This is a genomic window from Parabacteroides sp. KHUB-03, from assembly GCF_056640975.1.
The window spans coordinates 2022163-2036539 of the sequence record NZ_CM153257.1; the positions used below are offsets into that span (position 1 = coordinate 2022163).

Below are 14377 nucleotides of genomic sequence, written 5' to 3' on the forward strand. Positions count from 1 at the left end.
TAAAAAGAATCAATAAACACTTAAAGATATTCAATAGCCTTATGTTATATAAAATTTAACAACAAATTTTACCTTTGCAGTGTTAGAAATCAAAAACAACTACATTTGAAAAACATGAATATACTTGACAAACTAAAGAAAAATCATCATCCCAGCTCAGGCGCATTAGATCTATTAAAATATATTGGTCCCGGACTTCTGGTTACCGTTGGTTTCATTGACCCGGGAAACTGGGCAACCAATCTGGCAGCAGGTTCCGAATTTGGTTACGCATTGCTTTGGGTCGTAACCTTTTCTTCCATTATGCTGATCATTATACAACATAACGTAGCCCATTTAGGAATTGTCACCGGGCTTTGCCTTTCGGAAGCAACCAACAAATACCTGCCACGTATTCTGAGCCGCCCGATTCTAGGTTCAGCTATGCTGGCCAGTATTTCTACATCATTAGCAGAAATACTGGGGGGCGCAATCGCTTTGCGCATGTTGTTCAGTATTCCAATAAAAATCGGCTCTATAATCGTAACGGTTGCATGTATAGCCATGTTATTAAGCAATACATACAGCAAAATTGAAAGATGGATTATCATGTTTGTTTCCATCATCGGGCTATCATTCCTTTACGAACTTGCCTTGGTGGATGTACAATGGGGCGAAGCAATTCAAGGCTGGATAAAACCATCTTTCCCCGACAATTCGTTACTTATTATCATGAGCGTATTAGGTGCTGTTGTAATGCCCCATAATCTTTTTCTGCACTCGGAAGTGATACAAAGCCGTGAATGGAACTTGGAAGACGAAACTGTCATCAAAAAACAGTTGAAGTATGAATTTTACGACACTTTATTATCTATGGTAATTGGCTGGGCTATCAACTCTGCTATGATTATACTGGCCGCAGCAACTTTCTTCAAGCAAAAAGTTGCTGTAAACGAACTGGATCAGGCACAACAATTACTAGTACCGCTAGTTGGTAGCAATGCTGGCGTTATTTTTGCAGCAGCTCTGTTATTAGCAGGTGTCTCTTCGACCATTACTTCAGGTATTGCCGGAGCCTCTATTTTTGCAGGATTCTATGGAGAACCATACAATCATAGCGATCTGCACTCCAAGTTGGGTGTATTGCTATCCTTCCTTCCTGCTCTACTTATCATATTTGTGATCGGAGACCCGTTTAAAGGATTGATTATATCACAAATGTTCCTGAGTGTTCAGTTACCGATAACTGTTTTTACACAAGTCTATCTGACTTCCAACAAAAAAGTTATGGGAGTTTATGCAAACAGCCGTTCCACTATGGTTATTTTACTACTGCTGGGCGCAATGGTAACAATACTGAATATTGCATTGCTTATCAGTCTCTTTTAGCTTTCAGTTTATTCCGGAGTATTTCAATTATACCAGGTAAAACAGAAACAGAAACAAAAATAATAATAACAATAAGCAATTCGAGATTTTCTTGCACAATCTCCAATCCGCCAAAGAAATAACCGGCATAGGAAAATAATGTAACCAATATCTATTATTAATTAAGCAGCAAATATAGGAAAAAGGAGGCATCATTATGTAAGCAGCAAAGAATTCATTACCTTTGTTCCCTTATTGGAAAAATACATAATAATATGAGCGACATCAGTACAAACGAAGAAGAAGGTAAAAAAAGCTTGAACTTCATTGAAGCAATGGTTGAAAAAGATTTGGCTGAAGGTAAAAACGGAGGACGCGTACAGACTCGTTTCCCGCCGGAGCCGAACGGCTATCTTCATATCGGACATGCCAAAGCTATTTGTCTGGACTTTGGTATTGCAGAACGCCATAACGGCGTGTGCAACCTCCGCTTCGACGATACCAATCCTGTGAAGGAAGATATGGAATATGTTGACTGCATTATGGAAGACATCAAATGGCTGGGGTTCCATTGGAACGAAATATATTATGCCTCCGATTACTTCCAACAATTGTGGGATTTCGCCATACAATTGATCAAAGAAGGAAAGGCCTATGTTGATGAACAAAGTGCCGAACTGATCGCCCAACAAAAAGGAACTCCCACACAACCGGGAACCAATAGTCCGTATCGTGACCGCCCGATAGAAGAAAATATGCAACTATTTTTGAAAATGAACAGCGGCGAGCTGGAGGAAGGTTCAATGGTATTGCGTGCCAAAATAGACATGGCAAACCCCAATATGCATTTTCGTGATCCGATTATTTACCGTATCATCAAGACTCCGCACCATCGTACGGGTGATAAATGGAAAGCTTATCCGATGTATGACTTTGCACACGGACAAAGCGATTATTTTGAAGGGGTTACACACTCATTATGTACATTGGAGTTTGTACCTCACCGTCCGTTATACGACTTATTCATTGATTGGTTGAAAGAAGGTAAAGATTTGGACGACAATCGCCCGCATCAGACAGAGTTTAACAAACTGAACCTGAATTACACGTTAATGAGCAAACGTAATCTGCTGATTCTGGTAAAAGAAGGATTAGTGAACGGTTGGGATGACCCGCGTATGCCTACTATCTGCGCATTCCGTCGACGTGGTTATTCTCCGGAATCGATACGTAAATTTGTAGACAAAATAGGTTACACTACATATGATGCCCTGAATGACTTCGCCCTGCTTGAAAGTGCCGTTCGCGATGATCTGAATGCACGTTCAACCCGTGTATCCGCTGTTATCAATCCGGTAAAACTAATCATCACCAATTATCCGGAAGGACAAGTGGAAGAGATGGAAGCAATCAATAATCCGGAAGATCAGTCGGCAGGAAGCCATCACATTGAATTCAGCCGCGAACTATGGATGGAACGTGATGACTTTATGGAAGATGCACCGAAAAACTACTTCCGAATGACACCTGGGCAGGAAGTTCGTTTAAAAAATGCATACATCGTAAAATGCACAGGTTGTAAGAAGAATGATAACGGCGAAATCGTAGAGGTATATTGCGAATATGATCCGAACACCAAAAGCGGCATGCCTGACAGCAACCGTAAGGTAAAGGGTACATTACACTGGGTAAGCTGTGCACATTGCCTACCTGCCGAAGTGCGCTTATACGACCGTCTGTGGAAAGTAGAAAATCCGCGTGACGAACTAATTGCTATACGAGAAGCAAAGGATTGCTCTGTCTTAGACGCAATGAAGGAAATGATCAATCCGGACTCTTTAAAAATATTGACAAATTGTTATGTAGAGAAATACCTGGCAAATGCTAAGCCTTTGGATTATCTACAATTCCAACGTATCGGTTATTTTAATGTAGATAAAGATTCTACACCTCAAAATCTGATCTTCAACCGCACTGTATCTCTGAAAGATACATGGTCGAAAATCAAAACTAAATAAAAATGATGAGTCAATTCTTCAATATGCCAATGTACCAATAATAACTTTATTGGCATATTGGCATTTAACTAAATATTAAGACATGAAAAAAGACGATATCTCACGCTTATTGCAACGTTATCTGGATACTCGTGATTCAGGCAAAGAACCTTATTTTGATGCCGACGAGATTGATGATTTGCTTGAAAGCTTTGAAGAGTCTGACGATTACGCCTACTATGATGAAATACTAGAGCTTGGCCTAAAACTTCATCCAAACAATACAACCCTGAAAATCAGAGAATGTAGGCGATATGCATATAACGATAATTACGAAGAAGCCTTAGCACTCATCGAAAACATTGGTGAAACGAATAATGAAGACCTGGATATTCTACGAATCGAATGTTATTGCTATACAGATCAATCGGAGAAAGCTATTAAATTCGCTAAAGATCTTATTTCAAATGACTGCGAATATTCTGAAGCCATCTTCGAATGCATTATACCAATATTGAACGATCTGGATTTCCAGAAAGAAGCCCGTGAACTTCTGGAGCTTGGTTTAACAATCTTTCCAGATAACCAACTTCTTAAAAATGAATTATGTTTTTTATTGGAAGCCGAAGGAAAAATACAGGAAGCAATTGATATATGCAACGAATTAATAGATAAGAATCCATATTCCAATGATTACTGGTTCACATTGGGACGTTTATATTCCATGATTCCTGATTATGACAAGGCTATCGAAGCATTTGACTTTGCTCTTACCTGTGATGATTCGGATCCTGAATTAAAAGTATTAAGAGGATACTGCCTCTATATGAACGAGAATTACGAAAAAGCACTGGAAGCATACAAGGAAGTAATAGACAGCGAATCTTTTTACAGGGTAAAACCTCTTATGGCTGAGTGCTATGTTAAATTGGAAAGGTTTGATGAAGGCTATAAATTATTAAAAGAAATTCTAAAGCAAACCGATACAGAAAAGGATCCTTCTGTCTACGTAAACTTTATCCGTTGCTGTCTGGAAACCGAAAGGGAGAAAGAAGCTACATCCATGTTGAATAAAACAATCAAACTTTTTCCTGATAATGTACGGATACTGTCCCTTTTGGCTCTTACCTATCTGGAAAATGATCATGAAGAACAAGCACTACAAATAACCGACTATTTGTTCAAAGCTATTGACTCTGCAGAAGAAGAAGGTACTAAAGAAGGATGTGACAGCCTTTTACGGGCAGGTCAATATTTATACCTGAAAGGTGATATAGAAAAAGCATTACTCTATTACAAAAAGATCTTACAACGGAACCCGGATATACCTCATATGAATATCCACATGGCTATGGCTTATTTATCATTGGGAGATATCAAGAGATTTCAGGAATATTATGAACAAACATCTCCTGTGGAAATGATGAATTTCCTGAAAAAATCAGGTATAAACCTTGATAAAATAGATTTGAACAATCCGTTTATCAGCCGCCACATTCCGCCGGAAGACCTTGCAAAAGAATTTTTAAAAAACAAAGACAACAGTAACTAACAAATTAATTAAAAATGGACAGAAATCTAAAAGACTACGGTCTCTTGGTTCTTAAAGGCATGGGAATGGGCGCAGCAGATGTAGTACCCGGTGTCTCAGGAGGTACAATAGCCTTTATTGTTGGTATTTACGAGGAACTGATCAATTCTATCAAAAGTATCAATGGAACTTCTTTAAAATTATTATTTACAGGAAAAATTGCCGCTTTCTGGAAAGCGATCAATGCAAACTTCCTGTTGTCTATTGTTGCAGGTATCGGCATCAGTATATTCTCATTAGCCAAGCTTATCACCTATTTATTGATTTACCATCCTATTTTAGTTTGGGCATTCTTCTTTGGCTTGGTGTTAGCCTCAACCTGGTTTGTTGCTAAAGATATCAAACAGTGGAATTGGAAAACCATCCTGAGTTTCATCATCGGAGCTATTATTGCTTATTATATAACTGTTGCGACACCTGCTGAAACATCCAACAGCCTGCCTTTCATCTTCCTTAGTGGAGCAATAGCCATCTGTGCCATGATATTACCAGGTATTTCCGGAAGTTTTATTCTTGTATTGATGGGAAAATATTTCTATATAATGGAAGCTGTAAAGACATTCAATATTCCGATAATGCTTACATTCATCTGTGGAGCAATCATAGGTATCACTTCTTTTTCAAGAGTATTGTCTTTTGCTCTACGTAAATTCCACGATATTACAATTTCCGTATTAGCAGGATTTATGCTAGGTTCGCTTAATAAAGTATGGCCATGGAAAGAAATAATAGAAACTTATACCGACAGCCACGGTGAAATCAAACCATTGATAGAAGCTAATATTATGCCCAATCAATTAGTATGGGAAGCTATAGGTTTGATGATACTTGGATTTGCATTGGTTTATTTTCTCGAAAAATTATCAATGAAAGGAACAAAAGCATAATATAAAAACCTCTCTCTTATACTCACGTACCAGAGAGAGGACTGTTTCTCTTTAGAGAAACCATCAATTATGTTTTAAACTTCATTGTTTATAGCAAATAGTATGCCAAAACATATAACACACTATCATACAACAAAATAAATATATATTCACTTTTTTTATTGTCTTATTATTGGACACTGGCGTAAAAATATTTTACAATTCCGGACATTTATTGAATAGCACATCTATTTACAGGCTATTGCCCTTCCATTACTATTTCTTCCACATGGCGCATTCCTCCTTCATATTTCTTTCCGACTTTCGTATAACTATACATTCCAGAATCCGTCATGACAGAATAGATTAAAGCCTTACCATCCAAAATAGAATCGTTAATAAGGAACAATGAATGGCGTACTGTAAAAGTCGCCTCTTTTGCCACATATCCTTTCGAATATTCGGCCACCAGCGTATTGGCACTTCCTGCGTCAATACTGCCATAATAAATATAAATACATTCATCCATAGATGTATGGAACGGCCAACAATTCACATCGGCAGGACGAACCGTTACTTTGCGAATCTGCAAATCCAAACCTGTCTTATTAACCAGTTTGATATCCAGAATGGAAGTGGCATGTTTCATCGTTATCACCGTCCCGTTTACAGTATCTATTTTAGCTGTTCCTACCATCAGATCGTCATAACGGAATACTTCGGGAACAGAGTCTGTCCTATACTGCCGCTTCACATAGTTGAACCGTAACATGTCCATTGACGTTCGGAAAATAACCAGAGAATCATCTCCTTTTGCCACCAGGCCTTTAACAACACCAAGGTCCGTTCCTATTCCATCTGTCAGATAGAATAACCTTCGTGGGTCTATAACCGAAGTTCTTGTCTCTGCTGCAGCCGATTTGGAAGAAGCATCAAAAGCCTCCTTCGTTTTCATGGAATATCCCAGAATACGGTGTCCTTCATTCCATTTGGAGACAAACTGTACAGCCGGGTCGGCCTCTGTATTCTCTGCCAACCAGACATTCAGATCAACACTTACCATCTCCGGTGCCGGTTTGGGAGGTATTGGCGGTGGAAGAGGCGACCAGGTATCTTCATTGTTACAAGCGGACATAAAAATGGCTGTTGCTGCTAAAAGCATCACTTTTTTCATATTTCTATTATTTAAGATTAATACTGTTTAATAAGAAAGTCGTAACCCCAATTGCAAGCCGAACATCCAGGGACGTTCGTTCCGGATAGTCGGCATATCATCGCCTGTATCAAAATAGTAGCCAACTCCAGGTTCCAGGTATAAGGATAAAGGATGAATCAGTTTAACTTCTGCTCCAATCGCTGCATTGACAGAGAATTGCCATCTATTCATCTCCGGTTTTGTTATTTCATGGATAATGCGGCGTTTAGCCGACACACAATATTCGGCCAGGAAGCCACCTGAGAGATACATAGAGAAAATACCTTTCCGGTAAACCGTCCCGTTCGCCTTCAGCGGAATACCAAGATAATGGATACGTTGGTCTCCTATATATCCTTTCGTACCGGACTGCTTAATATCGGAATAAAGGAAAGTATAGGTCAATCCGCTCTCTAATCCGAAACGACCTGTAATGTTTTTTTTCACAGAAAAACCTACAGACAAAGGCATACGGTGCACATATTCATAAGATGCGTTTCTCATTTGAGGCAGTCTTTGTTCAGCTCTGGTTGACAATAGAGTTGCTGACGACTCAACTTCAGGATTATCAGGTTTTTCGTCAGGATCATCAGGATTCTCAAAAGGAGGTTGCATATCGCCCGGAGAATTACACATATCATCATTACTAAACATATTCATTCCGCTGACCGTCTTGCCGCTACCACCACCCACACCAAATGACCATCCTTCGGATTTCTTTTTCCGGTTCTTTTTATTTTGGTCTACAACTTCTTTTGATAATGCTTTTTTGTGTTCCGGTTCAGGTCCAACATCAGAACTCTTTGACTTCTGAGTCTTTACAGGTACTTCTTTAGAAACAGCCTCACTTTCTTTTTCCAATTCAGGTTTAGAGAGAACATGCTCTGCTTCTGCAATTGCAGGAGACTCGGAAACTACAGATACAGACGTTATCTGACGTATCAAATGTTTTCGAACAGGATCATTAGAATGCTGCGGTAAAGCTGAAGGTTTTTCCATAACCGGACCGTTCTTCTGCTCTACAACCTTCACTGGTTGACTATCTGAGACAAGTACCGCAGCTTCTTTTGGTAAAAACATAGGTATAGAAAGAAGAACACAAACTAATATCGCTGCAGCTACCGCCCACCGGCGATAGTTCAGACGACGAACTACAACAGGTTGAGGAACTGGCTCTTTCTCCAGCCTATTCCATCCGCCATCCCGTAACGGAAGATGAAATTCATCTTGCCGTTCACGGTATATATGCAATATGTCGTGTTCCTTATCCATCGTTACTCTATTCTCTTTAGTTCTTCCCGAATCCGGGTAGCCAATATTTTACGTGCCCTGTTTAATTGTGAAGCAGACGACTTCTCATTTATATGCAATTGTGCCGCAATCTCTTTATGCGACCAATGCTCAAAAACAAACAGGTTAAATACTGTACGGTAACCATAAGGCAAATCCGTAACAAAGCGCATAAGAATATCCATTGAAAGATTGCATGCATCAGGTTCCGGTTCATTTGGCAAGTCATACACTTCATCCAAAGATATACCCTGGCGCAATAAATCCTTTCTGCGCAAATATTCCAAAGCCGTATTTGCAAACACCCTACTTAGCCAGGCACGTAAACTGCCCTCGCCTTTATATGTAAAAGAAGAAATGGAAGAAAAGACTTTAAGAAAGCCATCATGGAGGAGATCGTGCGCCACATCAATGTCGCCGGCATATCGGTAACAAAGGCACAACATCTTTTCCGCATAAAGCTCATATAGCTCTTTGCGGGCCTGATTATCTCCCACCCTGCATCTGTCCGTCACTTCAGACTCACTCATCTCTCTTTATATAGTGCTTTTATATAGTAAATGTAATGATTCCTGAAATACTGCATGCAGGGTGGAAAAATATTTTATAATTTATATTTATACAACTGAGCCATTACTTTTTGGTATTCGTTCTGCAACTGCATATAGTTTTGCATACTCTGGTAATAAGTGGTTACATCCACAAAATACTCAATCATGGAAATCTGTCCGGATTGAATGGCCTTATTCAGCAATGCCAAGTTATTCTGACTTTTGAGCACCTGATCGTATTCATCCATTGAAGTCTTCAACGCAACCGATTGGTTATATAATTGATACAATTCGCTCTCCACCGAAGAAGTAGTACTCTCCAATTGCAAGTCGGCATACAAGCTCTGCGCTTTTGCCTGCTTCACATTGTTCCGATTAGAAAACAACGGAATGGATACTCCTACCAAAAAGCCATTAAAGCGTTCTCCGCCGGTAGCCATATTCAAACGATAACCCAACTCAAAACCCGGCAAGCCTTTTGCTTTATTTACGCTAATCTGCCGTAAGGCCGTTGCCTGTGCACTCTGCAAAGAAAGCAGTTGCGGATCAGCCTCCATCGCTTCCAGCTTCAAATCTTCAAAAGAAAGAATGTCTGAAACCGAAGCATATTCCGTATCAGTAAAAGAAATGGGAACGCCACCATTTAATGTTGTCAATTCCTGCAGCTTTGCTATACGCGCAGATTCATTCAGACGAGCTTCATTTTGCGCATTCAAGAGTTCCAGATCAATCTTATTCGTCTCCAGAATATTGGCATCACCTGTTGTAAGACGCGTCTGATACAACTCGGATAACTGTTTGGCATTCTGCAAACGCGTTTCCAATAATTTTTTTTGTTGGTTAAGCAAAATCAAATCCAGGCAAACCGTTTTTGCCTGCAATAAGATTTGTTGGCGAAACCCGGCATGTTGTCTATCCATTCCAACCGATTTCGTTTTCGCCAGCTTATTCCTCTGGGCATAAACCAAAGGAAAATCGAAAGACTGTGATGCAACCAACTCTCCTTGGATTCCCATACCTTCCCTATTACCGTATTGATGTACATATGATACCGAAGGGTCAGGCAGGTTATTATCCAATTTCGCTTCCAGCTTCATTGCTGTCGTAAGTTGGCTGTTTGCTTTCAAATCTTTATTATTCTCTTCAATACTGCGGAGAACATGATCTATAGAAGTCTGCGCCGAACCTGAAAAAGCCACAAAAGCCAATGAAGCTATAATAATATATCGTTTCATAATTTACTCCTTATTCTTATTCATCAATAAATAAACAATCGGTATAATAAATCCGTTCAGGAAAGTAGAAGTCAACAAACCTCCCAGAATCACCCTGGCCATCGGACTTTGGATTTCATTACCCGGTAAATCGCCATTCAACGCCAATGGGATCAAAGCCAGCGCCGAACTTAACGCAGTCATCAGGATCGGGTTCAAACGGTCCAACGATCCTTGTATAACAGCATCTTTCAAGGCATAGCCTTCGGAACGTAACTGCGTATAATGACTTATCAATAACATTCCGTTCCGTGTTGCAATACCAAACAGCGAAATGAAACCGATAATAGCCGGAATACTGATTTCACCTGAAGTAAACCACAGGATGAAAACCCCACCTATCAAAGCCAAAGGCAAATTCAACAAAATAACACCACTTTCTTTTGCATCCTTAAATTCATTATACAATAGCAGAAAGATAACCAAGAGTGATATAAACGATGTAAATAACAATGTACGGCTAGCCGCTTCTTCACTTTCAAACTGTCCGCCATATTCAATATGGTAACCTTCCGGTAACTTGATGCTCTGCTCAACTTTTTGCTGTATATCATTTACCACACCGCGCAAATCGCGACCGGAAACGTTAGCACTAATTACAATCTTACGCTGCACATTCTCGCGGTTAATTGTATTAGGCCCGGTTACCGAACGAATATCAGCGACATAACTCAACGGCACTTTTTTACCATCCGCATCAATCATCAAGTTCCTGATGTCTTCCATTGTTGCGCGACTGGCATCTGAAGTCTTCACGGTCAAATCAAATGTCTTACCGTCATCATAAACCTGGCTGACAACTTCTCCACCCAGCATCACATTAACATACTCTTCAAACTCGGGAAGAGGAATACCAAACTTGGCTAACAACTCACGTTTTGGAGTGATAGTTAACTGCGGACGTTCTATTTGTTGTTCCACTTTCAAGTCCACAAGCCCGTTTATACCTTGAACGGCATTTTTAATCTGAGTACCGATTGCAAACATCTGGTTCAGATCCGTACCAAACAGCTTGATTGCAATATTAGCTTCCGTCCCCGAAAGCATCGCATCAATACGGTGTGAAATAGGTTGCCCTATCTCTACATTAGCTCCGCTAATAGTGGAAAGTTTCTTACGAACATCGTTCATTACCTCATCACGGCTACGGTCTTTCAATACAAAAGGCGCCTCTATTTCGGAAACGTTCACACCTAAAGCATGTTCATCCAGCTCGGCACGACCGGTTTTGCGTGCTACAGTCTGTATCTCAGGAACCTGCATCAATAATTCCTCCGCACGCCGTCCCATACGGTCCGATTCATCCAAAGAAACACCTGGCAACGTGCTCACATTAATGGTAAACGAACCTTCATTAAACGGAGGCAAGAAGCTACGCCCCAAACCAAAGAACACAATCAGTGCCACCACAAAAAGCGCCAACGTAGATCCTACTACTATTTTCCAATGAGTTAATGCACCTTTCAATGCACGGCCGTAAACAACTTTCAGTTTTAGCGCCACCCAGGATTCTTTCAAAGCTGCAGCACTATTTCCTTTAGAACTATTCAGCAGATAACTACACAAAACCGGAGTTAACGTCAGTGCAACTACTGTACTGGCAAACAGCGATACAATAAAAGCAATGCCCAGAGGAATCAACATGCGGCCTTCCATTCCATGCAAAAAGAACAAAGGCACAAAGCTGACTACAATAATCAGCGTGGAGTTCAATATCGGCATACGTACCTCACGAGATGCGTCAAAAACAACCTCCAGGATAGAACGTCTCTCTCCTTCAGGTAATAAACGATTCTCACGTATCCGTTTATATACGTTCTCTACATCCACAATCGCGTCATCCACCAAAGAACCGATAGCGATTGCCATACCACCCAAACTCATGGTATTAATCGTCAGCCCTAAGTAATGGAGTACCATAATAGTAACCAATAATGAAAGCGGAAGTGCTACCAGTGAAATAACTGTTGTACGTACATTCATCAAAAAGATAAACAACACGATGATAACAAAGAAACTTCCCTCAAACAAGCTATTCTTCACATTATTGATAGAATTGTCGATGAAATGGCTCTGGCGGAAAATATCCGTTGAGATATGCACGTCAGCAGGCAAGCTTTTTTGTAAGTCTGCAATAATGCCATCCAATTTATTTGTCAGGTCTATTGTACTTGTATTAGGTTGCTTGGTAACAGTGACCAGCACAGCTGGCTTTGTACGTTCCGAAGCCAAACCTAACTTCGGGCTCTTACCACCTACTTTAACAGTAGCAATATCCTGTAAAGTAACCGGATAACTATCCACTGTCTTAACCACACCTTTGGCAATTTCATCTGCTTTAGCAGTAGAAAGAACACCACGGATGATATATTCATTATCAAACTCATACAACACGCCGCCATTAGCATTCCGGTTCATATTGCGGCAAACAGTCAGTACTTCATCCAGACCAACGCCGTAAAACCTCATTTTATCGGGATTCAATAAGATTTGGTATTCTTTAATATCACCGCCTATAACAGCAACCTGAGCAACACCTCCTGTAGATAGCAAACGAGGACGGATCGTCCAGTCGGCAATTGTACGCAAACCCATCTCGGTAGTAGGCACAACTTCTTTCTTCGTACTGTCTACAGTGAGTCCTATAATCATCATCTCTCCCAAAATTGAAGATTGCGGACCTAGTGTAGGTTTACCCACATTCTCAGGAAGACTTTCACCTACAACAGCAAGCTTTTCAGATACAATCTGACGGGCACGGTATATGTCTGTCCCCCAATCAAATTCCACCCATACAATAGAAAATCCTGTCGTAGAAGACGAACGTACGCGACGTACGTCCATTGCCCCGTTTACTGCAGTTTCTACTGGAAATGTAACCAAACGTTCTACCTCTTCGGGCGCCATTCCGTTTGCTTCCGTCATAATAACAACAGTCGGAGCGTTCAAATCCGGGAACACATCCACATCCGTATTAAACGCAGTGTAGGTTCCGGCAACCATCAGTAACACGGCACAAACCAAAACAACCAGCCGATTATGCAGCGAGTAATATATAATTTTATTCAGCATGACTATCGGATTTAATGACTATGAGAATGTGCCGGAATAGCATTGGAAGCCGAAGCCAGCTTAATTTGATATGCACCTTTGGTTACCACCTTATCTCCTGGTTGCAAACCGGAAAGGATTTGCACTTCCGAGCCATTGTCTGCCCCAAGGGTAACCGCTTTCTTCAGATAACCTTCTTCATCCAAACGAACATATACAGAATAAACTCCCTGTTCTTCTATTAATGCAGACACTGGTACACTCAATACATTTTCCATAGGAGACGATAGCAGATAAATTTCCACAAAAGAACCGGGAATAACGGCTCCTTTATTATCAAATTCAAATGTTACAGGAACATAAAAAGAATTTGAATCAGACGATTTACCATAGGAAAGCAAACGTCCGTGGAGTTCGGATAATTTGTATGTGGCATTATCATACGGAGTACGGAAATTGGCCGACGTAATAGCCGGCAGCTCGTTGTAATACTTTTCCGAAACTTCGGCACGCAACACCAAACGGTTGTTTTGTGAAATCGTAGCAATAGGCTGACCTACGGAAACATAATCGCCCTCCTTCACCTGTATATTTTTTAGATAACCATTGATAGGAGAAACCACAGATACTCCGTTTGCCGTTTGTTTGCCGGCCACAGCTTCATAGGCCACCTTTGCGTTCTCATAATTCAAACGGGCCTGTTCAAAATCTTTGGCCGAAACAATCTTATCGCCAACCAATTGCTCCATACGCTCATATTCTTTCTTCGCCGTCTCGTAAGCATACTTAGCTTTGGCAGCTATATTACCATCAGAAATGCCACTGGAAGCAAGGCTCAGGATAGCCTGGCCTTTACGTACAGATGTTCCGTCCACAAAAGGAAGACTGCCCAACGTAACGACACCGGGCACAGTAGCAACCACAACCGATTCGTCTCCCTGAGCCGCCATTACGCGTCCGCTTGTCTTAACAACATTGGTAAACGGGGCAAGCTGCAAATCTATTGTTTCCAAACCAACAGCTTCCGCCAATGCCTGATTAAAGATCACCTCACCGGGAATATGTTCACTGGTTGCTTCTTCGTGTTCATGGTCATGGGCTTCTTGTTCATGTGAATGATCATGTCCCTCATGTCCGGATTGTGAAGCATTTCCTGCACATCCGGCAAAAATGTAGGCGCAAAGCACCCATAAGATTGATATCTTTTTCATAAAT

The 14377-nt window shown here is 40.7% G+C and carries 10 protein-coding genes; 4 read left to right on the forward strand and 6 right to left on the reverse strand.

The features are described 5' to 3' along the window. The first annotated feature begins 114 nt into the window (after positions 1-114). The 4 genes from ACYIB7_RS08730 (at position 115) to ACYIB7_RS08745 (ending at position 5822) form a co-directional block, all read left to right on the forward strand. Entirely contained in the window at positions 115-1368 is a 1254-nt protein-coding gene (locus ACYIB7_RS08730; protein WP_103982020.1) for an Nramp family divalent metal transporter, read from the forward strand. A gap of 254 nt (positions 1369-1622) precedes the next feature. Further along, positions 1623-3365 carry a glutamine--tRNA ligase/YqeY domain fusion protein gene (locus tag ACYIB7_RS08735; protein WP_103982021.1) on the forward strand — a complete coding sequence of 581 codons (1743 nt, stop codon included), beginning with the start codon at positions 1623-1625 and terminating at the stop codon, positions 3363-3365. Positions 3366-3447: 82 nt separating this feature from the next. After that, positions 3448-4896 carry a CDC27 family protein gene (locus ACYIB7_RS08740; protein WP_103982022.1) on the forward strand — a complete coding sequence of 483 codons (1449 nt, stop codon included), beginning with the start codon at positions 3448-3450 and terminating at the stop codon, positions 4894-4896. A 14-nt stretch (positions 4897-4910) separates the two neighbouring features. Continuing rightward, positions 4911-5822, forward strand: a complete 912-nt coding sequence (locus ACYIB7_RS08745; protein ID WP_103982023.1) for a DUF368 domain-containing protein — start codon at positions 4911-4913, stop codon at positions 5820-5822. 238 nt (positions 5823-6060) lie between these two features. Here ACYIB7_RS08745 and ACYIB7_RS08750 read toward each other — a convergent pair whose 3' ends face one another. From ACYIB7_RS08750 to ACYIB7_RS08775, 6 genes are all read right to left on the reverse strand, one after another. Next, positions 6061-6975 (reverse strand): hypothetical protein, encoded by a 915-nt coding sequence (locus ACYIB7_RS08750; protein ID WP_480336796.1) that lies wholly within the window; start codon positions 6973-6975, stop codon positions 6061-6063. 27 nt (positions 6976-7002) lie between these two features. Continuing rightward, a complete protein-coding gene (locus ACYIB7_RS08755) occupies positions 7003-8268 on the reverse strand; it encodes a porin family protein (protein ID WP_480336798.1) in 1266 nt (421 codons plus the stop codon). 2 nt (positions 8269-8270) lie between these two features. Beyond that, positions 8271-8816, reverse strand: coding sequence for an RNA polymerase sigma factor (locus ACYIB7_RS08760; RefSeq protein WP_103982027.1), 546 nt, complete (start codon positions 8814-8816; stop codon positions 8271-8273). Positions 8817-8890: 74 nt separating this feature from the next. Beyond that, a complete protein-coding gene (locus tag ACYIB7_RS08765; protein WP_103982028.1) occupies positions 8891-10072 on the reverse strand; it encodes a TolC family protein in 1182 nt (393 codons plus the stop codon). A gap of 3 nt (positions 10073-10075) precedes the next feature. After that, entirely contained in the window at positions 10076-13183 is a 3108-nt protein-coding gene (locus ACYIB7_RS08770) for an efflux RND transporter permease subunit (RefSeq protein WP_480336800.1), read from the reverse strand. An 11-nt stretch (positions 13184-13194) separates the two neighbouring features. Continuing rightward, positions 13195-14373 (reverse strand): efflux RND transporter periplasmic adaptor subunit, encoded by a 1179-nt coding sequence (locus tag ACYIB7_RS08775; protein WP_103982030.1) that lies wholly within the window; start codon positions 14371-14373, stop codon positions 13195-13197. Between the last annotated feature and the right edge of the window lie 4 nt (positions 14374-14377).

What these genes read in the sequence shown, in the direction of transcription:
- ACYIB7_RS08740 (WP_103982022.1), top strand. Translation starts at nt 3,448, where the DNA reads ATGAAAAAAGACGATATCTCACGCTTATTGCAACGTTATCTGGATACT.
- ACYIB7_RS08770 (WP_480336800.1), bottom strand. Translation starts at nt 13,183, where the DNA reads ATGCTGAATAAAATTATATATTACTCGCTGCATAATCGGCTGGTTGTT.
- ACYIB7_RS08745 (WP_103982023.1), top strand. Translation starts at nt 4,911, where the DNA reads ATGGACAGAAATCTAAAAGACTACGGTCTCTTGGTTCTTAAAGGCATG.
- ACYIB7_RS08730 (WP_103982020.1), top strand. Translation starts at nt 115, where the DNA reads ATGAATATACTTGACAAACTAAAGAAAAATCATCATCCCAGCTCAGGC.
- ACYIB7_RS08735 (WP_103982021.1), top strand. Translation starts at nt 1,623, where the DNA reads ATGAGCGACATCAGTACAAACGAAGAAGAAGGTAAAAAAAGCTTGAAC.
- ACYIB7_RS08775 (WP_103982030.1), bottom strand. Translation starts at nt 14,373, where the DNA reads ATGAAAAAGATATCAATCTTATGGGTGCTTTGCGCCTACATTTTTGCC.
- ACYIB7_RS08760 (WP_103982027.1), bottom strand. Translation starts at nt 8,816, where the DNA reads ATGAGTGAGTCTGAAGTGACGGACAGATGCAGGGTGGGAGATAATCAG.
- ACYIB7_RS08755 (WP_480336798.1), bottom strand. Translation starts at nt 8,268, where the DNA reads ATGGATAAGGAACACGACATATTGCATATATACCGTGAACGGCAAGAT.
- ACYIB7_RS08750 (WP_480336796.1), bottom strand. Translation starts at nt 6,975, where the DNA reads ATGAAAAAAGTGATGCTTTTAGCAGCAACAGCCATTTTTATGTCCGCT.
- ACYIB7_RS08765 (WP_103982028.1), bottom strand. Translation starts at nt 10,072, where the DNA reads ATGAAACGATATATTATTATAGCTTCATTGGCTTTTGTGGCTTTTTCA.